This window comes from Luteibacter sp. RCC_6_2, assembly GCF_041360655.1.
In the GTDB taxonomy this organism is placed as follows: domain Bacteria; phylum Pseudomonadota; class Gammaproteobacteria; order Xanthomonadales; family Rhodanobacteraceae; genus Luteibacter.
This window is the reverse complement of the sequence record NZ_JBFUPQ010000001.1, coordinates 376,362-399,860: the sequence shown is the minus strand read 5'-3', so window position 1 is coordinate 399,860 and position 23,499 is coordinate 376,362. Positions and strand designations below refer to the sequence as shown.

The following is a 23,499-nucleotide window of genomic DNA, read 5'->3' as shown; positions in this document are numbered from 1 at the left end:
GCAGGGTACGCCGGCGCGACGTTTTGGCACGTGAAGGATTGTCGCAGGACGGGTGGCCCGGCTGAATTGCAGCGTCTTGCCGCGACAGGGGCGTTTCCACCTTCGATCGACCTGCCATCCGATCACGGAAAGGTCCTTCTAAGGAGCGCCGCCTAGACTCGACCGCTCCCCAAGCGAGGGCCAAAGGATGCGCACTCCCGCCTCGATCACCACCGGCAAGGTACCGCAGGTCACCATCGTCTTCTGGATACTGAAGGTCGCCGCCACCACGCTCGGCGAGACGGGTGGCGACGCCGTTTCGATGTCGCTGGGCCTGGGTTATCTGGTGGCCAGCGGCCTCTTCCTGGCGATCTTCATCGTTGCGGTGGTGGCGCAGGTTCGTGCGACGCGTTTCCATCCCTGGCTCTACTGGCTGACGATCGTCGCCACCACGACCGTCGGCACCACGATGGCCGATTTCGCCGACCGTTCCCTGGGTATCGGCTATGCCGGCGGAAGCACGCTGCTCCTCGCGCTGGTGCTGGCGTCGCTGGCGGTCTGGTACCGGGCGATCGGCTCGGTGTCGATACATCACATCGTGACGCCGCGGGCGGAGTGGTTCTACTGGGTCACCATCATGTTCTCGCAAACACTCGGCACGGCGCTGGGAGACTGGACGGCGGATGACGCCGGCCTCGGCTACTTCGGCAGCGCGATGATCTTCGGTGGCCTCCTTGCCGCGATCGCCGTGGTGTATTCCATGACCCGCGTGTCGCGTACCTTGCTGTTCTGGATGGCCTTCGTGCTCACGCGGCCGCTCGGCGCCGCGCTCGGCGATTTCCTCGACAAGCCGCTCGACGATGGCGGGCTGGCATTGAGCCGCTACAGCGCGACGGCGGTGTTGCTGGCGTTCATGGCCTTGTGTATCTGGCTGGTACCCCAACGGCCTGCCGAGACACGGAACTAGCCCGGGCGGTCCATGTCCCATGGCTTCGGATGCTAGGATTTCGCCCGGCATCCCTCTCTACGCTTCGGGAGCAGACATGGGCAGGCGATCCCTGTTCCGTACCGAATGGTTCCTTGCAGTGAGCCTGGTCACGTGCCTCGTGTTCCTCGCCGTTCCGGAGGTGTTGCTCACCGGACTGGAATCGATGGGTTGGCTGGTCGTGGTTTTCGCCTGGCTGTTCCTCGTCGTCCTGGGTTCGGCGGTCGCCGTCGTCCGCCATGCCGAGCATCTTGCGCATCACCTTGGCGAGCCGCGCGGCACGCTGATCCTCACGCTGGCGGTCACGTCCATCGAAGTGATGAGCGTGTCGGCGGTGATGCTCCACGGGGCGAACAACCCGACCCTCGCCCGCGACACGTTGTTCTCCGTCACGATGATCGTGTTGAACGGCATGGTGGGGCTGTCGCTGCTCCTAGGTGGCCTGAGACACAGCGAACAGTCGTACAACCTGCAAGGCGCGAATGCCTACCTCGGCCTGATCATTCCACTCGGCGTCCTCAGCATGGTGTTGCCGAGCTTCACCCGGGATGCCGCCGACTCGCCGCTGAGGTTCTCCCACCAGTTGTTCCTCGCGATCTTCGCGCTGTTGCTCTACGCCACTTTCCTGTTCCTGCAGACGCGGCGATTGAAAGGCTATTTCGTTCCGGACGGCATGCCCTCGCGTGTCGAGGCACCGACGACGCGGACGCCTTCCCATGGACCGCTGATATCCGCCTTGCTGCTCGTCGCGTACATGCTCCCGGTCGTCTTCCTGGTCGACAGGCTGGCGGTGCCCGTCGATTACGTGGTGGAAACGCTGGGTGCGCCCGCCGCCCTCGGTGGCCTCGCGATGGCGATACTCGTGGCGATGCCCGAAGGCATGGGCGCCATACGCGCGGCCAATCGCAACGAATTGCAGCGAGCGGTGAACGTCTTCATGGGCTCGGTGCTATCCACGATCGGGCTCACCATTCCCGCGATCCTCATCATCGGTGGCTTGACCGACCATCCGGTGATGCTCGGCCTGCGCCATACGGACCTGGTGCTCTTCGTGTTGACGCTGTTCCTGTGCATGGTCACGTTTTCCAGCCGGCGTACGCACTTGCTCCAGGGCGCCGTTCACCTCATGCTGTTCGCATGCTTCATCTTCTTCGCCTTTGCGCCATGAACGGGAAAAACCCATGAAACACACGTTGGTGCTCGTGCTCCTGGTCCTGGCAGCCGCAGGTTCCTATGTCGCCGGCAGCATCGCCGGCGTCATGATCCTGGTCGGTCTTGGCGTGCTGTTCGAGTTGGCCTTCTGGATCGGGCTCGTTCAGAGGCTCCGCGATAAAGCGCGTCCCGTCGTCTGAACCATCGGCGGGAGGGCGGCGTCGACGCGCGTCGTGTCGACGCCGTGTTCGACCATCGCGCGGAACTCTTCCACCGTGCACTCGCCAACGAGACGGCATCCGGCGATACGGACGGGCTGTGCCTTCATGCCGTCGAAGTGATTGGCCCGTAACTGGTCCATGTCCGGCATGAGACTGCGGATGCGAATGGCGTCATGGCCTTCGTGGGTTACCAGTGACAGGACGATGGCACCCCCTGGCGGGTAATCGTCCGGGCGTTTCGGATCATGCCAATCCAGGCCGAGTACACCCGCGACATTAGCGAGGTTGGTGTCGTGGCCGACAAGCACCACGACGCCGCGTTTCGATGTCACGAGCGGCTCGACGGACGGTTTCTTGCCAAGCGCGGCGTCGAACGTCGCGGCGATGTGTGCGACGAGGTTCGAGCCGGCGCGGGCGGCGGCCGGCATGGCCTTCTTCGTCGCCTCGAACTGAGCGTTGTGCAAGGCGATAAGACGCCCGAGAAGCACACCGTCGCCGCGACCGAAGGCGACGAGGTTCATCGGCATGCCTTCCGCATAGGCGAGCATCAGGTTTTCGCTGAGCGTCCCGGCGAGCTTCATCGCCTTGCCCGTGTCCGTGGGAAGGAGGCGCTTGCCGCCGCGTTTCGCGGCGTCCGCGCACGACGATCCGGCGCAATCCAATAGCAGCGACTGCAGCTCGGCCAGCGCCACGGGTGGCTTCACGGGCGCCGCCGTGCCGTCGTCATCGTCGTTCTCGTCCTTGCGGAAGTGGAACAGGGGGTTGTTCGTGTCACCGTCCGTGGCGAGGTAACCGATGTCGCAGCCCGGCGTCATCCCCGCAAGCAGGGCCACACTGCTGTCACGGTTGCGTGGCGTGCTGTCGCCGACGACCACGAGCGATGAGGATGCCGGGCAGCCCTTGCCCATGGCACCGTCGGCGACGACTAGCCGGTGCAACTGCTTGCCGATGGACCGCATGCCATCACGCCCATGCGCAGTGAGTTGGCCTGGCGCCACGGGCCATTCGGGCCACGTTCCGCGGGCATAGTCGACATAGGTCGCCGCGGGTTTCGTGGGCGAGCGCACGCCATGGCGCATCAGCACGATCTCCAGCCTGGCGTCATCGCTGGCAGCCGTCGCGGCTGTCGACGCCACGCAGGCCAGGGCGAGAAAGACGAGCCTGGACGCGACCCTCACAGCTTCACCGACAGGTCGAGGAAGATGCCGCGGCCGGGCAGGCCGAAGTACAGCGGTGCGCCGCTGACCGACTGGGTTCCCGCGTAACCGGTGAACTTGTGCACGTTGAAGAGGTTGTTCACGTCCACGCTCACCGAGAAGCCCTTGGTGCCCGCCGGGCCCTTGTCGGTACGGTAACCCGCGGCGGCATCGACGGTCAGGTATCCCGCGATGCGCTGGTCGTTGTGGAAGACCAGGTTGCCGTCGTCGCCCGTGGTGTTATCGATGCCGTACTGGTGGCCGAGGAACTTGCCCATCAGCGAGCCGAAGTAACCGTTGCTTCCGCTGTATAGCAGGCCCAGCGCCGCGGTGACCTTCGGCGTGCCGGCGATCTGCACGCTGCTGTCCTTGTAGGTGGCCTTGTTGTAGCTCGCATTGCCGTACAGGCTCACCGTGCGCGTGAGGGCCCAGGTGGCCTCCACCTCGGCGCCCTTGTAGATGGCGCCGCCACCGTTGACGAAGGTGTCCTCGTTGCCGTTGTCGGTGGCGACTTCGGTCTGCGAGATGTAGTTCGAGAAATCGATGTAGTAGATGTCCGCGCCAAAGGTCAGTTCACGCGAGGCGTAGGCCGTGCCGAGCTGGTAGTTGCGCGTGGTTTCCGGCGACAGGCCGCGCGATCCATTGACCTGGATCACGTCGATCGGCGGGGCGAGGAAGCCCTTGGCGGCCTGTGCATAGGCGCTCCACGAATCGCTGAGGCGATCGTGGATGCTGATGGAGGGCAGGGTGGCGTGGTAGGTCGCTTCCGCCGTGAGCGGTACCGGGGGAGAGACCTTGTTCAGCGGTGCGTCGATGCTGCGCGTCACCTCGGAATAGCGGATGCCGGGGCTCACCGTGATGCTATCGGTCGGCTTCCAGTCGTATTGCACATAGGGTTGTACGGTGTCGGTACGGTCGGACAGGTCGTAGTTTTCGACAGGCCCGTATTTGGTGCCGGTTTTCGCGCCCGTGGTCAGGTCCACGGGATACTGGTAACGCGCATCGATGTTGCGTTCGAGCCAGGCGCCGGTGAGCAAGGTGCCGGGTCCGAGGTCGTGGCCCAACCGAAGGACGTTGCCGAACGCGTGGAAGCCGGAGTCGGACAGCTTGCCCGGGAGGTCCGTGGGTGCCGTGGAAACCTTCTTGCCTTTCGCGTTATAGAAAGTGACGCCGTTGTCCGCGGGATCGATGTCGGTGGCATCGGCGGCTTTCCGCGCCCAATGGTCGAAGGTGTTGTAGTAGACCTTGTCGTCGACATCCCAGCCGCCGACCTGGCTGGTCAGGCCCAGGTAGGTGAAGCTCGAATAGTAGGCCGCGTTGTTCGCGCCCTTGTAGTTCTGCACGGCCGGGTCGTCGCCGAGGCCGAAACGCCAGCCGAAACGGTCGATCTCGTCCTTGGTGGCGCCTTGCACGGTGTTCTGGTGTTCTCGGTTGTAGCTGGTGACGAAGGTGAGCGTGGTGACACCGCCCAGTTGGCTGATGGTCTTCACGAAGGCGTGTTCACGCTTGTCCTCGGTTCCCTTGAGGTAGGTGTCGCTGGACTCCTTGGAGATGTCCGCGAAGACGCGCGTATTGCCGAACGATTCGTCGGCGGCGACACCGCCAGCACGTGTGTTCCAACTGCCGAGCGTGAGATAGGGTGTGATGCCGGGCTCGTCCGAGGGATCGCGCGAGCGCAAGGCGATCGTGCCGCCGAAGGTGGCGTTGCCGATGGTGCTGCCGCCACCGGGGCCGCGGTCGATTTCGGCCTGGCCGAGCACGTGGTTGTTGAAATAGGCCGAGGTCGTGTGGTGCAGGTCGCTCGCGTCGCCGAAGGGAATACCGTCGAAGGTGATGTTGAATTGGCCGTCCTGGAATCCGCGCAGGCTGATGCCTTCGTTCTTGCCCAGCCCGGGGCCCTCCGGCGAGGTCACCGTGATGCTCGGTGCGTATTTGATGATGTCGTCGAAGTTGGCGTTGAAACGCAGGCCGTCGCGGATGAAGCGTTCGTCGATCACCGACGTCGGTTGCGTGGCGTCCAGTGGCGCGGCGCTCGGTGCCAGCGTATCGACCGCATTGGCGTGGACGCTGACGGGGGCGAGGTTCTTCGCTTCGTCACGGGTGTCGACGGGTGGGATGGTGGCGTTGGCCGGGGCGATGCCGGCCCGCGCGTTTCCCGGGACGATCTTCACCGTGGTGGGCGTGACGAACCGATAGGTCATGTGCGTGCCTTGCAGCAGGGCGGCCAGTTGCTGCTCCGCCGGGACACCTCCGGGCGCGGCACCGCTGCGCATCGCGTCCGATACGCTGGCGTCGTAGACCACCTGCCAGCCTGATTCCTGCGCGAACTGGTCGAGCGCCTGCGCCAGTGACGTCGACGCGATGGGTGTCGTGGCGGGGGCTTCCGCGAAGGCGGACGACACGGGCGGACCGGCAAGGGCCAGGGCGATGCAGAAGGCGAGCGAACGACGCATGGAGGAACTTCCTTCGATGGGATATACCTTCAAAGAGTCCGCCCGCATCCCATCGGGTACCGCTATCTCGATGAATTTTTTCTTACAGCCGGCGGCTGGCACGCGCCGAGGTGAAACGAATGCGCTTCGGCTCGCGCACCACGCGGACATCAGGCAGGCTGCCCAGGTAGCTCACGAAGGCTTCCGGGTCGCGCGCATGGAACGCGCCACTGATGCGTTTCTCCGCAAGGACGGGGTCGTCCACGGACAACGGCGTCGCGGTATAGGCATTGAAACGGCGTGCCACGTCGGCGATGCGGCTGTCGTGGAAGCGGATTTCGGCGGGTAGCCATGTGGCGACCGTGGCCACGTCGGCCTTGCCTCGGCCGACCAGCCGTCCATCCGCCGACACCCGCGCGGTTTCACCGCCACCGATCTCGGCGACGCGTTCGGCCGGCCACCCCTGGCCGGTGAGGCGAAGCCGGGCATGGTCCAGCCAAGGTGCCGGTGCATTGGAGATCGCCACGCGGCCGCTGATCACCGATACCTCGACGTCGCCGGAGCGGCGGCTGACGTCGAACACGGTGCCGATGTCCTCGATGCGCTGCCCACCGGCGCTTACTTCCATCGGGCGGGTCGCGTCCTTGCCGACATCGAACGACGCGTCGCCGGATACGAGTTCGATGCGGCGCGAGCGGTCGTCGAAGCGGACATCCACGACGCTGCCCGGCGAAAGCTGTATCCGGGTGTCGTCGGCCAGCGTGACGGTCCGGACGCCATCTGCCGTGGCGGCATAGCGGACGCCGGGCGTGTCCGCCGGCGGCCGGCCCAGGAACCATGCGATGGCCGCCAGCAAGAGGATCGAGGCGGCCGCAGCCCAGCGGGCGGGCTGGCGCCGCCGGGGTTGCGTTGCCGGGACCTCCCGCGGTCCGGCCGCCTGGTCGCGCCTCAGCGGAACCACGCTCGGTTCCGTCGCGGCCAGCGCCCGAAGCTCGTCCAGCGACATGCCATCCATCGCCGCGACCGCACGCATGTCGCCGTGCAGCTGGGCGATGGCCAGGTACTCGGCCACGTGCTGTGGCGAGCGGCGCAACCATGCGAGGAACTGCTCCTGGGCGTACGCCCCGGGGTTCTCGCGCATGTCGAGGTACCAGCCAGCCGCTTCCTCGGTGATGCGCCGATCATTCATAACGCTGCAATCCTTGCCGGCACGCGGCCAGTCCCTTGACGATGTATTTCTTCACCATGTTCGGCGAGATCGACAAGCGTTCGCCGATCTCGCGATACGAAAGCTCGTCGCGATAATGCAGCACCAGCACGGCGCGGCATTTCGGCGAGAGCCGGTCGATCAAGGTGGCCAGCCGCTGCCGGCGCAGCTGGCGATCGATGTCCGCACCCGCATCGCAAGGGGTGGCCAGCCGCTCCATGACTTCCTCGAGGCCTTCGCTACCGACCGGGGCCCGCTGGCGCAGCTGTGCATGCTCCTTCACCAGGTTGGCGGCCACGGTGAACAGGTAGGCTTCCGGGTTACGAACCGCGCCCGTGTCGCCCTGGCCAGACCGGAGCAGGCGCAGGTAAACCTCCTGCACCAGGTCCTGCGCGTCCCAGCGATGGGCCACGCGGCGAAGAAAGTAGTTGGCGAGTGACGGGCCCTTGTCCACGAGGAGGCGCGCCCAGCTCTGCGGCGTCTCGGTCGACACAGTGGCTCCAGGTTCGTCACGCGAGCCTAGGGTCGTTGTATGGCAACCGTGTTACTTGCCGGCCGGTTTCCGGCACGCGCAAATAATCACGAGTATCATCAGGGTCGCTTTCGTCAGGAGGACGCATGGACAGGACGCTCGTCGACGTACGGCTGACCCGGCAGCAGATCGTCGTCTGCTGGGCGGCGATGGACTCGCCCTTCAGCGCCTGGAGCGAACGGCAGATCGCCCAGGGTTTCGCATGGCGTCCCGGTTCGGCCTCGTTCCGCCTTCATCAGGAAGACGGTCTTCACCATATCCAGGTGACCCGGGTCCGGGGGTACCAGCTCATGGCGTCCGATGCGGTACGCGTGATCGAGGTGCCCTTCCTCCTGCCCATGGTCAATGGCATCGAGGTGGGTGGAGTCGGCGATACGAGGATGATCGCGTGGCTGCCGGGAAGTTATCTCCTGCGCGCGACCTTCTTCGATTCACCGCGCCTGGAACTGACCTTCCTGGCGGACGCCGAACCCCGTTTCGCCATTCCCGTCGCCGACCCGGCCATCACGCGGCTGGCGGATTTCGACCTGGCGGCGGTCGCGGCCTGAGGCCGGTCGACGCGGCCCCTGGTTTCGCTCGATCGCGGAGCCTCGTCGGCTCCGCGATCGAGCGGCCGTCACTTGCCGAGGTTGCTCAGGAAACGCTTCGTGTATTGCAATACGGTCGTGCTGGGCACGGAGTTGCACGTGGGCGAAGCGAACCCACCCGAGCAGGGATTGTCGCGGTCGAGCGACCAGAAGTGCAGGCCGGCCAGCTTGTTCGCGGAGGCGTAGTTGGTGACCGTGTCGATATCGGCGATGGTGAAGGTCTCGCTCGAGACATCGTTCACGCCGATCATCGGGGTGATCTCGATCTTGCTCAGCGGGATGCCATAGGTGTGTTGCAGGTTGGTCACCGCCTGGATCGCCGACTGGCCCATGTCGCAGCTGCCGTTCTTCACCACGCAAATGCCCGGACCGGCGGAGCCGTAATCCATGGTCATGAGGTTGATGGTGTAGTTCTTGAGGCCCGAAGCTTTCACCGCGCGCACGACCGCGTCGCCGGTGGCATTCACGCCGCCATAGCTGCCGTCGGATGCGGCCAGCGTGGCGAGGGTGAAGGAGAAGCGCAGGTTCGGGTACAGGCTTTCGGCGTAGACGGCGTTGCTGACCAGGGCATTGAGCTGTGCGGGCGTTTGTCCGCTCTCGATGTCGAAGTCGACACCGACCATGTGCGAGGTCATGTACGTGGAGAGGAACTTCGCCATGCCGGTCGCGCTGCCGCACGTGAACACACCCGCCTGGCCGCCCGTCGATACGACATAGTTCACGCCCGCGCTGTTCAGGCGCGCGATGTTGGCGCTGGCGAAGGCCGCCGCGGGCACGCCACCCCAGTTCTCGCTTCCGCATTCACCCGTGGCGAAAGCCAGTGTGATCGCGCCGAGGTTCGGCACCTGGGTGGAGACGAGGCTGCCGCTGCCCACGACCGGCAGACGTGTGCCGGTCACCATCGTCGACATGACGTTGGTGTTCCAGTCGAGGTTGATGGTGATGTCCTTGTAGGGACTGAAGAGCAGGGTGCCGCTGGTCGGGGGCGGATTGTCCGGTGGCGGGTTATCGGGTGGTGGCGTGTCGCCGCCGGTACACGAGCCCTGCGAGGTCCATGGTTGTCCCGATCCGCTGCCACCGTTGTTGGTGGCAGGGTCGTTGCCTTGCGTCCACCAGTTGGCGACGTAGTTGGTGCCGTTCTCGCTGGCCGTGTTGCCGGCGGTATAGACCGCCGTCGCGTTCCACGCCGCTGCGCAGGCACCGGCCGCGTGGGCCTGTCGCACCGGTACCACCGAAGAGAGGGCGATGGCGATGGCCACGCCCAGCGTGCCCGAACACCCACCGATAACCGCACGAGACCGCACACCGGATGTCTTCATGAACATGGAGCGCCTCCAGACCGAAGTAGTTGGAAGGGGCTCGCTGGCCCACGGTCGAGACCGTGTCCCCCGTTCCCCTGATGCGTTCGGCGCGGAGCAGCCGCAGCGAAACGCGGCTCCGGTTTAGTCCTCAATGACAACGTTGTCTATTTGCAATGTGACGAAGTGTGACCGTCGGCGTGAATCGCATTTAACGATTCGATGGCGCGGTGCGGCGGATCAATCGGCGCATGAAGGCGAATTCGCGGGAAAGAGGACTCATCGGCACCTGATGCGCCGCGTCAGGCGCCGGCGAGCCCTTGATCGGTCAAATGTCTTCGAATGACAACGAAGGTCATGGCGAGGTGTGCCCTCAGCCGAGTTCTTTGATCCGGATGTTCCGGTACGAAATCCGGATCGGCTCGATGCCCTTGTCTTCGCCGCCTTGCAGGGAGATGTGTCCCTTATGGAAGCGGGCGAAGTCCGGCATTTTCGCGAATTTCGTCTTCGCGACGAGGGCATTCCACTCAGGCGTCCATAACGTCGTGTCGACGGTCTTGTGGCCGTTCTGGAAGAACTGCACGTGGCCGTGGTCGACGATGATCTCCACCGTGTTCCAGTTTCCGTGCTCCTTGACGTTCTCGATGTCGGAGGAGATGAGGTCGAACAGGTCGCCCGATCGTTCGTACAGGGTGTAGCTGTCCGGCTTGGTGCAGACCAGGTCGGCAATCTGCATTTCGGGGCCGGTTTCCCAAGTCTCGTGGTATTTGGGCGACTCCTGCACGTTGAACATGATGCCGGCGTCGGCGCAGGGCGTCATGGTCCATTCGAGCTTGAGGTCGAAGTTCTCGTATGCCTTGTCGGTGACGAGGTCGGCGAAATCGCGCGCGGGAGCCTTCAGGTCGCGCTGGAGCTGGATGGTGCCGTCGACGACGCTCCAGTCCTTGCCGATGCCTTCCTGTCCGAATGAATGCCATCCAGCGAGCGTCTTGCCGTCGAAAAGCGAGGTCCAGCCCTGTTCCTTGTCCGCGGCGTGCACGGGCAGGGTGGCGAGGCCGAAGGCCATCGCTGCGATCTTCAAGCGATTGCGAATCATGGGAAGCTCCGGGGAGTGGAGCGGCGAGGGTACCCCACCTTGCAAGCGATGCCATGCGTCGAGGTATGGACGTCTGGACTTCCATGGACCGGCAGGCGGTTCAACCGATCTTCCGGTGCTTCTTCAGTTCCTGGCGGATCTGCTCCAGCAATGGCGCTACCGCTTCCGGTTCTCGCAACGAACGCAGCGCCGTGCGCAGCGCCCGGAGGTCTTGTTTCGCGCCGAGGGCATCGGAGAGCTTCGACATCGCATGCGCCGCGGCCTTGTCCTCGTGCGCGCGGTGATGCGACGACTTGCCGGTCACCTTCAATACCTTGCGCCAGGCATCGAGTTGCATGCGCAGGCGTCGCGCACGGCGTCGCCAGCGGTGCAGGTTGACCGGCGACGGGTGATGGGATGCGCGCTTGTGCGCCTTGGCGACGCGCCGCTCCGAACGGGCGATCGCCTGTTCGACGGTGTCGCGGCGTACCTCTTGCCAGGGCAGCGCTTCTATCGTGGCCGCCAGGTCGCGAAGTTCGCGCCGGCGCTTGAGGAAACGCGGGTCCCTGGCCAGGGCAGCCACGAGACGCCCTTCGCTGCGATGTTCCAGGGCCTCGATGGCGTGTCGCCATTCGGAAGAGGGCATGGGACCCGCGACCGTGCGAGCCGTGTTGACCGCCACGTAGGCATCCCGCAGCGGCGACAACCCGGTGGCGAGGCGGCCCAGGGTCGTTTCGATCGACGGCAGCGATTCGGCGAACGGCTCCGCCGCAAGGGTGAGCAGGCTCTTCAGGCGGCGAATGGCCTTTCGTGCCTCATGGACGCCGCGATGGCGCTGTTTTGCGTCCGCCAGGGCGCGCATGGCCGTGCGGCACTCCCGGACCGCGAAGGAAGCGAGGGCTTCGGCGATGGTCGGCGCGGTCGTCTGGGGCATGCGCATTAGATAGCAAAGTTGACGTCCCGACACGTCGGGCTATACTTGTACCGTTAATTGTACAAGTGAGGTGTGCGATGCGCGCCATCAATTATTCCGAGGTTCGTAACAACCTCGCTTCCGTCCTGGACGACGTCGTCAACGATATGGAGGTCACGATAGTGACTCGCAGAGGCGATCACGATGGCAGTCGCGCCGTCTACATGGTTCCGGCCGGCGTGTGGGAAAGCATGGAAGAAACGGCTTACCTGCTGCGCGGCGGAAATCGTGAGCATCTTGCCCGCTCGGTCGAACAACTGCGGGCAGGTCGTCTGTCGTCCCGAACCCTCGTCGATCCCGCACCCGAGGATTGACGCCGACGATGAGCAGGACGCTCCTTTTCACCGCGGAGAGCTGGACCGACTACGAGCTCCGGCAGACCCATGATCGCAAGACGCTAAAGCGCATCAACGCCCTGATCAGGGAAGCCATGCGCACGCCATTCGAAGGCACGGGACGGCCCAAACCGCTATCGGGTGATCTCAAGGGATTCTGGTCGCGGCGCATCGATGAAAAGAACAGGCTGGTCTATGCCGCCTGCGACGATCGCCTCGAAATCGTCAGCTGCCGTTACCACTACGACGATCATTGAAGGCTTCGCGCCCTCGATCAGCCGGCGGCGTCGGCCTCACCCGGATCGGCATCCGCATCGAGGGCCTTGCGTCGCCGCCGTGGCTTCGGCTCGCTGGCGGCGATCAGGGCTTGCAGGTAGGCGACGCCTTCCTCCGGGGGGAACCAGGACACCACATCGGCCACCGTGAGGCCATGGCGCAGGCGCAAGGCTTCGAACTCCACCCGGGCACCGGCCAGGGGGTCGACCTTGGGCGGGCGCCCGCGGCGCTTCGGGGCGGCCGGTTCGGGAGCCGCCGGCTTGGGAGGCGCGGGATCGGCCGCAGGAGGCTTGCTTCCCGAGGCCTGACGGTCGAGAGCGGCAAGTTCCTCCTGGAACTGCTTGAAGTCGTATTTGCCGGACGAGTTCATCGTACTGCTTGGAGCCGGAGGAACGCCTATTGTGGCACGGTCGTCCGTTCCCGGCTTGAGATTGGCGGCCGACAAATCGTGACGATTATGTGACCAATACGACGCAAGTGACCGTCGCGTAAGGCAACGTCGGACTTATCCACATGGTTATGCAGGTGCTTTCCACAGCGCCTGTGGATATCAGGAGACACTGGCCTCGGTGCCCGTGGAGATGTCCTCGGCGTGGTTGTTGCGGAAGATCTCGCGGGCCACGTCGCGCTGGTGGCCGCTGTCGGTGTGCACGGAAATAAGAATGCTGCCTTCGCGCACCTTGGCGTCATAGCGCTTGGCTTCGAACTCCGGGATGCCCATGCCGACCAGGGCGCCGATGAGCCCGCCTGTCGCCGTGCCCACCGCCGCGCCGCTGAGCGCCGCCATGATCGGGCCGGCGGCGATGAAGGGGCCGATGCCGGGAATGGCAAGCGAGCCCACGCCGGCCAGCCAACCGAGACCTGCGCCAAGGCCGAACCCGACCACGCCGCCGGCGGTGGCGCCCTCGGGTGCCTTCGTGTGGTGTTCATGCGCGAAATCGCGTGTCCCGCGCCGGTCTGGCAGGAGGGCGGAGATATCGTCGCTGGTAAAGCCGGCCTGCTTGAGTTCGAGGACGATGTGCTCGGCCTGCTCCATGGTGCGGGCGGTGCAGTAGACGGACGCTTTCATGGAGGCCTCGGCATGGCGGCGGCTGCGGTGGATCGCAGTACGCCCCAGCCGCCGTGAACCGGCGGTGGACTTCGCGCGAACGCGAAAACGCGGCTCAGGCGGCGCGGAAGGTCACGACCAGCACGTCTCGGTGCGACGCCTTCGCCGGGTCCAGTGGCGTGACCGGCGTCACCCCGTGGAACACCCTTGGATCGTGGATCAGCGCGGCGTCGAGCGGTTGAGCCAGGGTGAACTCGCCCAGCGCGCGCCCGTCGGGCGCATGGATGGTGGTGGTCCCGCTGGCGATGTTCTCCCGGTCGACCAGCAGCACCAGCACATAGTCGACGCCATCGCGATGGCTGCCTTCAGGGGTGGGCTCGCCTGCCGCGCCAGCCGTGGCCTCGATGCGGAACTGGTGCACCTCGACGTGCCATTGACCGATCTCGGGAGACAGCCCACCGAAGAAGTCGCGGCAGAAATCGAGGATCGCGCTCATCGTGGCACCGGTGGCGATTTCCGGAAGGACCGGCTCGAACCAACGCGCGATATCGCCCTGCAGGCGGTTGTAGGTGAGGGTCTGGAAATGTGCCTGGTGCGGCCTCGGCTCCACACGGCCGAAACGGGATGCGGCGAAGGTGGCGTGGCGGCGGCGTCGAAAACGCCCCGTGGCCGCCAGGTAGGTGTCCGGCTCGAGCGCGTTCCAGCTGGCGACGAAGGCATCCCAATCGCTCAGTGGTGCCAGGTGTTCGACCATGGTCCGCATGTGCGGACCGTGCACGAAGGCGAAACCCTCGTCCCGGACCTGGTCGTGGAGGGTCGTTTCGCTGACATCGAGGGGCGCGTTCATGACTTGCAGTATACGGCGGCGTCCCATCCCCGCACTGCGGCAAACGGCCCCGGCAGGCGTGCACCGGGGATCAGGGGGCTTCGTGTTCCGGGTCGCCGTCATGTCCTTGCGCGTTGCGCGCCTTGGCCGCGCGACGCGTGTAGTGGGCGCGGATCTTTTCGAGGGTGACTTCGTCCAGCTCCTCCAGGTCGAGCAAGGCGGGGTTGGCCCCGTTCAACGCATTGATCAGTTCGTCGAGCTTGATCTGAATCGCGGCCGTGTCACGGTTCTGGGTGTTCTGGATCAGGAACACCATGAGGAAGGTGACGATCGTGGTGCCGGTGTTGATCACCAGTTGCCAGGTATCGTTGAACCCGAAGACCGGGCCGGTGGCAGCCCAGATCACGACGATGGCCACGGCCGTGGCGAACGTGGCCGGCTTACCCGACGCCCTTGCCACCGCCATCGCCATGCGGGTAAAGAAACTCCGGTCGTTATTGTCTCTCGCCATGGTCGCGTCTCCCGATTTCACTTCACCCATGCAGCCGAACGGCCACAACGTGCGCAGGGTGTTTCGTGGCCCGTGAAGCACGAGCGAAGAGTCGAGGAGCATCGCGATGAACGAGTGGTTCGAACTCTCGGAGCCGTGGTGGCATTTCGCCGCCCGTGGCGTCCTGACCTATGTAGGCTTGCTGGTCCTCATGCGGATCTCGGGTAAGCGAAGCTTCGGCGAGATGTCCGCCTTCGATGTGCTGGTGCTCGTGCTCGTCGGCGGGACCTTGCGCACGGCGATCGTCGGTGAAGACCACAGTTACCTCGGTGCCTTCATCGGCGTGGCGAGCATCCTGCTGGCGAACAAGGGGCTTGCCTGGTTGTGTACGCGCATGCCGCGCTTCAATCGCCTCGTGGAGGGCTTGCCCGCCGAACTCGTGCGGCATGGAAGGCGCGATGCCGAAGTGATGCGCCGGCAGAATCTTCCCGAGGCGGCGTTCAATCGTGCCTTGCACGCGGCGGGCATGGAGGACGAAAGCTCGGTGGTGATCGGCCGGCTGGAACCGAACGGGAAGATCACCTTCGTACGTGATATTGGGAAGCAGGAACTGCGCGGGCGATGAGCGGGCGGTCGTAGAGGCGATGGTTCGGTGGATCGTAGAGGCCCCGGCTTCGGCGGGGCCGATGGAATCAGCGAACGGTGAATTCCACCATCCAGTCGCGGCTCAGAGGATTCGTCGACATCAGCCGACTAGTACAGTTCGCTCCGCCGAATGGCTTGAACCGTGGCGGCAGTGGCCGGTGACTGCGCATGTAGCGAATGGATTGGCACGGGCGATAACTCCTCGGATGACCGACGAGTTATGCCCCGAGGTCGGTATCAACGCTGCCAGCGTCGGCCGAGCCGACGGGTAGGAAGATCGCCGCTCAGGGAGTACGAAGAGGCTGGGGCTTGTCCAGGGCGGCCAGCAGCGAACTGTCGCGCTGGTACACGTCCGGCTTGTACGCGAGCTTCCCATCGTCCGCGATGTCGACGGTCCAGTAAGCGAGCAGGACCGGCACCGCCGTGGGCAGGGTCACGTTCTGCGTCTTCTTCGTGGCGATGCGCTCGTCGATCGCCTGACGGTTCCATTTCTGCGCGTCGTTGAACAACAACTCCACCAGTTCGAGCGGGTGCTCCACGCGAATGCATCCCGAACTCGTATCACGCTTGGCCTTCTCGAACAGTTCCTGGTGTGGCGTGTCGTGCAGGTAGACGGCGAACGAATTGGGGAAGCGGATGACCACTTGCCCGAGCGAATTCCCGGGCCCGGCGTCCTGGCGCAACGTGATCCCCCGTGGGTTGGCCCAGTTCACCTTCGAAGGCGGCAGCGTATTCCCGCTGCTGTCGAGCACCCGGATGCGATTGTTGGCGAGGTAGGCGGGATTCTTGCGGATCTTCGGCAAGACATCGTTCTTGAGGATCGTGGGCGGGATCGTCCAGGTGGGATTGAAGGTGACGTAGGTGATTTGCGAACGGAAGATCGGTGTACTGCGGTAGGGCTTGCCGACCTGGACGCGCGATTTCCACACCGGGTTGCCGTCGCGGTAGTAGGTCACCTTGTAGCCCGCGACGTCGACCACGACGAAGGTGCCTTGCAGGGAATGCAGCAACCAGCGCGCCCGTTCGAGGTTGGCCCGGACCTGGCCGATGCGGTCCTGGATGGGCACGTTCAGCGCGGCGATCGTTTCACCGCCCACGTTGCCGTCGGCGTCCAGGTACTGGTCGGCCTGGAAGCGTTTGACCGCGTCTTTCAGCGGATTGTCGAAGTGGTCGCCTTCGGCGAGCGTCGGATCGAGGTAACCACCCGCGACCATGCGTGCCCGCAACGCGACGACGCGGGCATCCGTCATGCCGGGTTTCAGCACGGGGCCGTCCGGTACGGTGGGCCAGTCGCCCTCCGCCGCCGTGACGCGAAGCTGGGCGAGCGCGTCGCGCAGCTTCGCGTAAAGCGGGTTTTGCGGCCGGGCCGTGGCGAAGGCCTGGTCGACGCTGCGTTCGTCGATCGAGGTCTGCAGCAAGGTCATGCCTTCCTGGGGATCGATCGCGGTGGGATCGAAGTTCCAGGTAGGGTCCAGCCGGACGGGGTCCACCTTTCCACGGGCCAGTTGGACCAGCGCCGTGATGTAGGCACCCGTCGCCGTCACCTCGAATTCGGCCCGCCGCTGGGGTGACGCGTCCGTCCAATCCGGGGCCTCGACCGTGGCCTTCAGCTGGGAGAGTTGATAGTCCTCGGGCAGGAGCCCGTCGCCTTCCACCGAGGCGAGTCCCGCCAGCAGTTGCCGCACGTTCGTCTCATCCGACCAGGCGGCGGTGTAGTGACGTTGCGCGTAGAAATCGGCCACCGCCTTGCCGAGCGCCGCGTCCTGGCGTGGCAGGGGGCCACCTTCCAGGGGCGTCATCTGCTGCAAACGAGCGTAGATGGCCTGCGCGAGCGGGTCGTCGGCCGGTGGCGGCTGGGGTGGGGGTGCGCTGGTGGCCGGCGCCGGCTCCGTGGCCACGATGGGTGGCGGGGAGGCCGCGGAGGAAGGGGGTGAAGGCAGAGCCTGCCCCCAGGCCAAGGCCGGGAGGGCGCTCCACAGCGCCATCAGGGCGCCGCGGCATAACGTCTTGGCTTCCATGGTCATTATCGGTGCTTCCTTTGTCGAACCTTGATTACCCTACGCTTTCACCTATCTGAATGGCAAAGAAGTGACAGCGTTGTGGTCAATAAATGATCAGCACGTTAGGATGCCCCGTCGTACCCCCTCCTGGCTGGCCGCATGATTCGACCGTTCCGAACGCTCCTCGCGTCCGCGCCGTTGCTCGGCGCACTGTTTTTCCTCCCCGCCCAGGCCCATGCCGCCGACTCGCTCGGCGACGCCTTGTCGCGGCTGGCCCCCTCGGCCGATCCGAAAGTCATCGGACTGGCTGTACAGGCGGCGGAGTGCGCGCAGACGCAAGGAGGCCTGCCGGCCGACCGCCTCGCGGTGATCGATTACTCGAAACCATCGTCGCAGCCACGCCTGTGGGTCTTCGATACGGTCAATCGCAAGCTGTTGTTCCAGGAGTTGGTGGCGCACGGCAAGAACAGTGGCGACGCGACGGCGACGAAATTCTCCAACGCGCCCGACAGCCTCGCATCCAGCCTGGGCCTGTTCCGCACGTCGGATACCTACACCGGAAAGAACGGCTATTCCCTACGCATGACGGGGCTCGAGCCCGGCGTGAACGACCAGGCGATGGCGCGTGCCATCGTGATCCATGGCGCAGCCTACGTGAACGAGGCCATGGCGAAAGTGGCTGGCCGCATCGGCCGGAGCTGGGGTTGCCCGGCGGTCCGCACGGCGATCGCGCACAAGCTGATCGACGCGTTGAAGGGCGGCCAGATGGTGTTCTCGTACTATCCGGACAAGCGTTGGCTGGCCTCGTCGAATTACCTCAAATGCACCAACGGCCAACTGGCGAAAGCCGAGGCGAACGTCGTCGCACGCGCGGGTACCTGATCGCGGTGACCCCGTCGCGCTAGAATTCCCGGACCCTTACCGTGGAATCCAGCATGAAACACGTTCTTGCGATCGCCGCCTGCACCGTCCTCGCCGGCTGCGCCACCAGTGGCATGACCGATACCCTGCCCAAGCTCAGCAGCAAGACGGGCAAGAGCGTCACGGCCTATGTGCAATGCGTGGAGCCGAAGTGGCAGGCCCTTGCCAAGGGTGCCAAGGGCGACGCGAAGGAAGACAAGGGCCGGGTGACCGCCAATGACGACGGCAAGCACGAGCGCCTCGATGTCACCGCCAGCGGCGCCGGCGCCCAGGTGGTGATGTACGAAATCCAGAAGGGCAAGGGCGACTACGACGGCCGCTTCCGCGACGAAGCCATTTCCTGCCTCTGATAGATCAGGCGCGGGGGCGGGATTCCCTCGCGCGTTCCACGGCGTCGAGCAACTGGGCGCGGTCGAAGGGCTTCTCGAGGAACACCGCGGATAGCGGGAATGGTTCGAGGTCCTGTGGCAACCGGCTGGATACGACCACGATCGCGGTATTCGGCCGTTCGCGGATGAGCGCCTGCAGCAGGCCGGTGCCCCTGCGCTCCCCGGGGGTGTCGGCATGGATCACCATGAGGGCCAGTTCCGGCAGTTCGTGAAAGGCGCGCTTGGCGTCGCGGTACGTGACGGTGGCGCGCGCCGCGTAGCCCGCGTCGGCAAGGACGAGGGCGACGGTTTCCGCCACCATGTGAGCCCGGTCGAAGACGAGGGCGGTGGGCGTATGGGCGGGCTTGGCGGTCATCGCGAGAGTCTAGCGCCGAACCCGGAGCCTGGGCAGATGGCCGCCCCGTTGGAAAAGGGTTTTCACGTAACCTCCACATTGCGGAACGAATGCTGCCCTCCTCATTCATGGAGTGTGTCCCGATGCGCTACATCGCTCTTTCCGCCTTGGTCCTGCTTGCCGGCTGCGCCACGCAGAACGAACGCCACGTCGGCATCCACGACGTTCCGTCCAGTACGGTGTTCGGCTACCAGGATCCCAGCGGCGGCGACGCCACGCTGAACATCGTCCGCGAGCAGGGCCTTTGGGGTGCTGGTTGTTCTTCAGCGATCTATGTCGATGACAAGGCGGTCGCCGACATGGAAATCGGGCAGCAACTCGTCCTCCACGTTCCTTCGGGCGCGCGCAAACTGAGTGTGCTTCCGCATGGCGCCTGTTCGGCGGATCGGGCGGAAGCCGATGCGAGCGTGGGCCAGGGCGAGGCGAAGACATTCACCATTCCGGCCAGCGGCGAGGGGCTGGGCACGCAAGCGCCGCCGAAGGGCTGAGCTCGCTATTCAATAGTGCGGCGGGCCTCGCCATGCCGCCGCCATCCGACCAAGGGAGTCGTATCGTGCATCGACGTATCGTTGGCCGGTATTCCGTGGAAGTCCGTACGTTGAAGACGGCGGCAGGCCGCTGGAAGGCGGCCTATATCGTCGAGCCGGCCGCGCATGCCGGCCCGCGCGACTTCGTGATGATCACGCTGCTGGACGAGTTCGCCGAAGAACGTCTCGCGGTGGACGCCGCGATGGAGCGGGGGATCAAGCACGCCGACTGGCTGGTGGGTGCGCGCCAGGCCTATTCGCGATGACGTGACTGCGACGGCGACCCCGCCATAACGCGACCGCGACGGATCGCCACCTAGTTTCGTCCCGGCCAAGGCCGAGGGGGCCTTTCCCGGCGGAGCCACCGACTTGCAGCGCACGACTCTCTACGTACCGTTCAATGCGTCGTCCCGCGGGCAATGGAGCCTGCGCCGCAATGCCGAGCTGGTAGGACAATTTCCGACCCGCGAGGAAGCGTTGCGCCATGCCCTGGCGTTGGCGGCGGCGATCCAGGCCCAGCAAGGCCAGCCCACCGAGATCAAGGTCGAGGACGAATCCGGGCTTTGGAGGCTCGCCGGTGCGGACGCGGGCGACGAGGTCGCCTAGACGGTTCTTCACGCGTCGCAACCTATGAGACCGTGACACGGGATAACGGGCGCCCCCGTGCCCGGTAGTTCCCATGGCCGCCTATCTGCAAGCCCTGCGCACCGACGAGGCCGATCCGGTCCTCGCCACCCACCACGACGGCAGCACGCTCGCGCACCGTCTCACCGACAAATACGGCGACCGGGTCTGTTCCGCCTTCACGGTCTTCGGCCGGGAAGGTAGCTTCGTGCCCCTGCCGGACGATCTCCCGGCCGGCCTGGCGCAGGCCCTGGGCGCACGCGGCATCGACCGTCTCTACAGCCACCAGCAGGAAGCCTGGGACGCCGCGCGCGCGGGCAGGCACGTGCTGGTCGCCACGCCGACGGCCTCGGGCAAGACGCTTTGCTACACCATGCCGGTGCTGGCCTCGGTGCTGGAAGCGGGCGCCAAGGCGCTCTACCTGTTCCCCACCAAGGCGCTGGCGCAAGACCAGGTCGCCGAGTTGCTCGACATCAATCGCGCCGGCGACCTCGGCGTGAAGGCCTTCACCTTCGATGGCGATACCCCCGGCGACGCGCGCCAGGCCATCCGCCTGCATGGCGATGTCGTCGTCAGCAATCCGGACATGCTGCACCAGGCCATCCTTCCCCATCACACCAAGTGGGCGCAGTTCTTCGAGAACCTGCGCTACGTGGTGATCGACGAGATACACACCTATCGCGGCGTGTTCGGTTCGCACCTGGCCAACGTGCTGCGCCGGCTCAAGCGTATCTGCGCGTTCTACGGGGTGCGCCCGCAATTCATCCTGTGCTCGGCCACGATCGGCAACGCCACGGAGCATGCCCAGGCGCTGATCGAGGATGACGTGGCCACCATCGCCCGCAGCGGCGCGCCCAGTGGCGACAAGCACGTGCTGTTGTGGAATCCGCCGGTGATCAATCCCGACCTGGGCCTGCGCGCCTCGGCCCGTTCGCAGACCAGCCTCATCGCGCGCGTCGCCATCAAGGCGAAGATGAAGACCCTGGTATTCGCCCAGTCGCGGCTGATGGTCGAGGTGCTCACCAAGTACCTGAAAGACGTGTTCGACCACGACACGCGCAAGCCTGCGCGGATACGTGCCTATCGCGGTGGTTACCTGCCGACCGAGCGGCGCGAGGTCGAGCGCGAGATGCGGGCGGGCAGCGTGGACGGCATCGTTTCCACCTCCGCGCTGGAGTTGGGCGTCGATATCGGCAGCCTCGATGCCGTGGTGTTGAACGGCTACCCCGGATCGATCGCGGCCACGTGGCAGCGTTTCGGCCGGGCGGGACGCCGGCAGCAGCCATCGCTCGGCGTGCTGGTCGCCACCAGCGCACCCCTCGACCAGTACCTGATGCGACACCCCGCCTTCCTTACCGAGGCCAGTCCCGAGCATGCGAGGATCCAGCCCGACCAACCGTTGATCCTGCTCGACCACATCCGCTGCGCGGCATTCGAACTCCCGTTCGTCACCGGTGACGCGTTCGGCCCGGACGACGCGGAGCCGTACCTGCAGGTGCTGGCGGAATCCGAGGTGCTGCACCACGAGGGCGAGCGCTGGGAATGGATCGCCGACAGCTATCCGGCCAACGCGGTGAGCCTGCGATCGGTCGCCGACGGCAATTTCGTGGTGGTGGACCGCACGGAAGGCAGGCAGGCGATCATCGCGGAAGTGGACTATTCGGCCGCGGCGCTGACGCTTTACGAGGGCGCGATCCACATGATCCAGTCGGTGCCTTACCAGGTGGAGAAGCTCGACTGGGAAGGGCGCAAGGCCTATTGCACGCGCACCCGCGTCGACTACTACACCGACGCCATCGACTACACCAAGCTCAAGGAACTGGAATGCTTCGACGGCAGCAAGTCGGGTGAGGGCAGTGCGCGTCACGGCGAGGTCCATGTCGTGCGCCGGGTGTCCGGGTACAAGAAGATTCGTTACTACACGCACGAGAACATCGGCTATGGGCCGGTCAACCTGCCGGACCAGGAACTCCATTCCACCGCCGTGTGGTGGCAGTTGCCGCAGACGGTGCTCGACGAGGCGTTTCGTTCGCGGCAGCACGCCCTCGATGGATTCCTCGGCGCGGCATATGCCTTGCACACGGCGGCCGTCGTCGCGGTGATGGCCGAGCCGCGCGACTTGCAGAAGGCGGTCGGCTCCGGCGACGGCGTGTGGTCCGCGCAGGTGGATAGCACCGGGCGAGGGCAGATTCGCGCGCCTGACGGCGGTCTCGCCTTGCCGGACACGCTGGAGCGTTTCCTGCCGACCGTTTACCTGTACGACAACTTCCCTGGAGGCGTCGGGCTCAGCGAACCCCTGTTCCGCCGTGCGCCGGAACTGTTGCGGCACGCCCTGGCGACGGTCGAAGGTTGTGATTGCAAGGCCGGTTGTCCCGCATGCGTGGGGCCCGTGCTGGCCGCGGACGAGGGGCGCGAGGAAACGCCGCGGGCATTGGCGTCGCGTGTGCTGCGGTTGTTGGGTGCGGGTGCATGAGCGACCTGGCCTCGAGGCTGGCCCTCCTGCGCCGGCAGGCTGGCATCGCCGCTCCGCAGGAATCGCCGACCTTGTCGGCGATGGGTGCTCGCGACACCCCCACCCCTCCCGCCACCCGCACCCCCGACCTTGCCGCCCTCCGCCGCATGGCCGGCGTCCGCGATCGTCTCGCTCAACCACGAACGCCACTTCGTCCCCACACCCGGGACGTACCTGGCGACGAACTCGCACCAGGCCTGCGCTACATCGAACAACGTTTCGCCTGGGCGGAGCCTCCCGCCGAACTCGACCTCTCGTTCGCGAAGCTGACCACGGCCCGCCGCGAGCAGTTCCTGCACTTCGACACCGAAACCACGGGCCTGGCCGGCGGCACCGGCACGCGCGCCTTCATGATCGGCGCCGCGGACTGGCACGACGGCGCGTTGCGCGTCCGCCAGTTGTACATCACGACGATGGCGGCCGAGGCCGCCATGCTGCGGGAATTCGCCCGCTGGATCGAACCGGAAACGGTCCTGGTCAGCTACAACGGAAAGTCGTACGACGCACCCTTGCTGGCCACGCGTTACCGGCTCGCACGATTGCCGAACCCATTGCTTGGCCGCGCGCACGTCGACCTGCTGCATCCCATGCGCCGTCGCTACCGGCAGGCGTGGGAGAACTGCAAGATGCAGACCGCCGAGCGTAAGTTGTTGCGCATCGTGCGTGAGGATGACCTGCCCGGCTCGGAGGCGCCGCGCGCCTGGCTCACCTACCTGCGTGGAGGTTCGTCGGCCAACCTGGTCCGCGTGGCGGAACACAACCTCCAGGACGTCCGCAGCCTGAGCGGGCTGCTCGTGGAAGCGCATGGCTGGGCCGCCACGGACGAGGCTGCCGTTTCGCCGCCCGGTTACGAAAAATAGACGCCGCTCCGCGCA

Annotated in this window: 27 protein-coding genes; 14 read left to right on the top strand and 13 right to left on the bottom strand. The window is 65.5% G+C overall.

The window, feature by feature from the left end; all coding sequences use genetic code 11:
* The first annotated feature begins 187 nt into the window (after window positions 1-187).
* From AB6730_RS01775 to AB6730_RS01765, 3 genes are all read left to right on the top strand, one after another.
* A complete protein-coding gene (locus AB6730_RS01775; protein WP_371021951.1) occupies window positions 188-946 on the top strand; it encodes a hypothetical protein in 759 nt (252 codons plus the stop codon).
* A 76-nt stretch (window positions 947-1,022) separates the two neighbouring features.
* Entirely contained in the window at window positions 1,023-2,132 is a 1,110-nt protein-coding gene (locus AB6730_RS01770) for a calcium:proton antiporter (protein ID WP_371021950.1), read from the top strand.
* A gap of 13 nt (window positions 2,133-2,145) precedes the next feature.
* A complete protein-coding gene (locus AB6730_RS01765) occupies window positions 2,146-2,316 on the top strand; it encodes a hypothetical protein (protein WP_371021949.1) in 171 nt (56 codons plus the stop codon).
* On the opposite strand, the gene AB6730_RS01760 is transcribed toward AB6730_RS01765, so the two are convergent.
* The 4 genes from AB6730_RS01760 to AB6730_RS01745 all read right to left on the bottom strand — a co-directional run bounded on the left by AB6730_RS01760 (window position 2,280) and on the right by AB6730_RS01745 (window position 7,665).
* Window positions 2,280-3,515 (bottom strand): histidine-type phosphatase, encoded by a 1,236-nt coding sequence (locus tag AB6730_RS01760; protein WP_371021948.1) that lies wholly within the window; start codon window positions 3,513-3,515, stop codon window positions 2,280-2,282. The two genes, AB6730_RS01765 and AB6730_RS01760, sit on opposite strands and share 37 nt — an antisense overlap.
* Complete coding sequence (locus AB6730_RS01755) at window positions 3,512-5,986, bottom strand: TonB-dependent receptor domain-containing protein (RefSeq protein ID WP_371021947.1); 2,475 nt, start codon at window positions 5,984-5,986, stop codon at window positions 3,512-3,514. Before AB6730_RS01755 ends, AB6730_RS01760 begins: the two co-directional genes overlap by 4 nt.
* An 82-nt stretch (window positions 5,987-6,068) precedes the next feature.
* Window positions 6,069-7,154, bottom strand: coding sequence for a FecR family protein (locus AB6730_RS01750; RefSeq protein ID WP_371021946.1), 1,086 nt, complete (start codon window positions 7,152-7,154; stop codon window positions 6,069-6,071).
* Window positions 7,147-7,665, bottom strand: a complete 519-nt coding sequence (locus tag AB6730_RS01745; RefSeq protein WP_371021945.1) for an RNA polymerase sigma factor — start codon at window positions 7,663-7,665, stop codon at window positions 7,147-7,149. Before AB6730_RS01745 ends, AB6730_RS01750 begins: the two co-directional genes overlap by 8 nt.
* 125 nt (window positions 7,666-7,790) lie before the next feature.
* On the opposite strand from AB6730_RS01745, the gene comJ reads away from it, so the two are divergent.
* Entirely contained in the window at window positions 7,791-8,252 is a 462-nt protein-coding gene (gene comJ / locus AB6730_RS01740; RefSeq protein WP_371021944.1) for a competence protein ComJ, read from the top strand.
* Between the two features lie 68 nt (window positions 8,253-8,320).
* Here comJ and AB6730_RS01735 read toward each other — a convergent pair whose 3' ends face one another.
* The 3 genes from AB6730_RS01735 to AB6730_RS01725 form a co-directional block, all read right to left on the bottom strand.
* Entirely contained in the window at window positions 8,321-9,616 is a 1,296-nt protein-coding gene (locus AB6730_RS01735) for a carbohydrate-binding protein (RefSeq protein WP_371021943.1), read from the bottom strand.
* A 346-nt stretch (window positions 9,617-9,962) separates the two neighbouring features.
* Complete coding sequence (locus AB6730_RS01730) at window positions 9,963-10,685, bottom strand: DUF1080 domain-containing protein (protein WP_371021942.1); 723 nt, start codon at window positions 10,683-10,685, stop codon at window positions 9,963-9,965.
* Between the two features lie 100 nt (window positions 10,686-10,785).
* A complete protein-coding gene (locus tag AB6730_RS01725; protein ID WP_371021941.1) occupies window positions 10,786-11,598 on the bottom strand; it encodes a CHAD domain-containing protein in 813 nt (270 codons plus the stop codon).
* A gap of 77 nt (window positions 11,599-11,675) precedes the next feature.
* Here AB6730_RS01725 and AB6730_RS01720 point away from each other — a divergent pair, with 77 nt between their 5' ends.
* Together AB6730_RS01720 and AB6730_RS01715 are read left to right on the top strand one after the other, a co-directional pair.
* Window positions 11,676-11,951, top strand: coding sequence for a type II toxin-antitoxin system Phd/YefM family antitoxin (locus AB6730_RS01720; RefSeq protein WP_371021940.1), 276 nt, complete (start codon window positions 11,676-11,678; stop codon window positions 11,949-11,951).
* A gap of 8 nt (window positions 11,952-11,959) precedes the next feature.
* Complete coding sequence (locus AB6730_RS01715) at window positions 11,960-12,229, top strand: Txe/YoeB family addiction module toxin (protein ID WP_371021939.1); 270 nt, start codon at window positions 11,960-11,962, stop codon at window positions 12,227-12,229.
* Between the two features lie 17 nt (window positions 12,230-12,246).
* Here AB6730_RS01715 and AB6730_RS01710 read toward each other — a convergent pair whose 3' ends face one another.
* The 4 genes from AB6730_RS01710 to AB6730_RS01695 all read right to left on the bottom strand — a co-directional run bounded on the left by AB6730_RS01710 (window position 12,247) and on the right by AB6730_RS01695 (window position 14,633).
* Window positions 12,247-12,618 (bottom strand): 2-hydroxyacyl-CoA dehydratase, encoded by a 372-nt coding sequence (locus AB6730_RS01710; RefSeq protein ID WP_371021938.1) that lies wholly within the window; start codon window positions 12,616-12,618, stop codon window positions 12,247-12,249.
* A 180-nt stretch (window positions 12,619-12,798) separates the two neighbouring features.
* The gene (locus AB6730_RS01705; RefSeq protein ID WP_371021937.1) at window positions 12,799-13,317 is read right to left on the bottom strand and encodes a hypothetical protein; all 519 of its coding nucleotides are present in this window, start codon (window positions 13,315-13,317) and stop codon (window positions 12,799-12,801) included.
* Between the two features lie 94 nt (window positions 13,318-13,411).
* On the bottom strand, window positions 13,412-14,143 hold the full coding sequence (locus AB6730_RS01700) for a 2OG-Fe dioxygenase family protein (RefSeq protein ID WP_371021936.1): 732 nt from the start codon (window positions 14,141-14,143) through the stop codon (window positions 13,412-13,414).
* A 70-nt stretch (window positions 14,144-14,213) separates the two neighbouring features.
* Window positions 14,214-14,633, bottom strand: coding sequence for a low affinity iron permease family protein (locus tag AB6730_RS01695; protein WP_371021935.1), 420 nt, complete (start codon window positions 14,631-14,633; stop codon window positions 14,214-14,216).
* Window positions 14,634-14,739: 106 nt separating this feature from the next.
* Between AB6730_RS01695 and AB6730_RS01690 the strand changes: the two genes are divergently transcribed.
* Window positions 14,740-15,237, top strand: coding sequence for a DUF421 domain-containing protein (locus AB6730_RS01690; RefSeq protein ID WP_371021934.1), 498 nt, complete (start codon window positions 14,740-14,742; stop codon window positions 15,235-15,237).
* Window positions 15,238-15,541: 304 nt separating this feature from the next.
* On the opposite strand, the gene AB6730_RS01685 is transcribed toward AB6730_RS01690, so the two are convergent.
* Window positions 15,542-17,281 (bottom strand): murein L,D-transpeptidase, encoded by a 1,740-nt coding sequence (locus tag AB6730_RS01685; protein WP_371021933.1) that lies wholly within the window; start codon window positions 17,279-17,281, stop codon window positions 15,542-15,544.
* Between the two features lie 135 nt (window positions 17,282-17,416).
* Here AB6730_RS01685 and AB6730_RS01680 point away from each other — a divergent pair, with 135 nt between their 5' ends.
* A complete protein-coding gene (locus AB6730_RS01680; RefSeq protein WP_371021932.1) occupies window positions 17,417-18,139 on the top strand; it encodes a murein L,D-transpeptidase catalytic domain family protein in 723 nt (240 codons plus the stop codon).
* Window positions 18,140-18,192: 53 nt separating this feature from the next.
* The gene (locus AB6730_RS01675) at window positions 18,193-18,528 is read left to right on the top strand and encodes a hypothetical protein (protein WP_371021931.1); all 336 of its coding nucleotides are present in this window, start codon (window positions 18,193-18,195) and stop codon (window positions 18,526-18,528) included.
* A gap of 4 nt (window positions 18,529-18,532) precedes the next feature.
* On the opposite strand, the gene AB6730_RS01670 is transcribed toward AB6730_RS01675, so the two are convergent.
* On the bottom strand, window positions 18,533-18,922 hold the full coding sequence (locus AB6730_RS01670) for a hypothetical protein (protein WP_371021930.1): 390 nt from the start codon (window positions 18,920-18,922) through the stop codon (window positions 18,533-18,535).
* A gap of 122 nt (window positions 18,923-19,044) precedes the next feature.
* Between AB6730_RS01670 and AB6730_RS01665 the strand changes: the two genes are divergently transcribed.
* The 5 genes from AB6730_RS01665 (at window position 19,045) to AB6730_RS01645 (ending at window position 23,484) form a co-directional block, all read left to right on the top strand.
* On the top strand, window positions 19,045-19,449 hold the full coding sequence (locus tag AB6730_RS01665) for a hypothetical protein (protein ID WP_371021929.1): 405 nt from the start codon (window positions 19,045-19,047) through the stop codon (window positions 19,447-19,449).
* 65 nt (window positions 19,450-19,514) lie between these two features.
* On the top strand, window positions 19,515-19,754 hold the full coding sequence (locus AB6730_RS01660) for a hypothetical protein (protein ID WP_371021928.1): 240 nt from the start codon (window positions 19,515-19,517) through the stop codon (window positions 19,752-19,754).
* Between the two features lie 103 nt (window positions 19,755-19,857).
* Window positions 19,858-20,094 (top strand): hypothetical protein, encoded by a 237-nt coding sequence (locus tag AB6730_RS01655; protein ID WP_371021927.1) that lies wholly within the window; start codon window positions 19,858-19,860, stop codon window positions 20,092-20,094.
* Between the two features lie 73 nt (window positions 20,095-20,167).
* Window positions 20,168-22,585 carry a DEAD/DEAH box helicase gene (locus tag AB6730_RS01650; RefSeq protein ID WP_371021926.1) on the top strand — a complete coding sequence of 806 codons (2,418 nt, stop codon included), beginning with the start codon at window positions 20,168-20,170 and terminating at the stop codon, window positions 22,583-22,585.
* On the top strand, window positions 22,582-23,484 hold the full coding sequence (locus AB6730_RS01645; protein WP_371021925.1) for a ribonuclease H-like domain-containing protein: 903 nt from the start codon (window positions 22,582-22,584) through the stop codon (window positions 23,482-23,484). Before AB6730_RS01650 ends, AB6730_RS01645 begins: the two co-directional genes overlap by 4 nt.
* The last annotated feature ends 15 nt before the right edge of the window (window positions 23,485-23,499 follow it).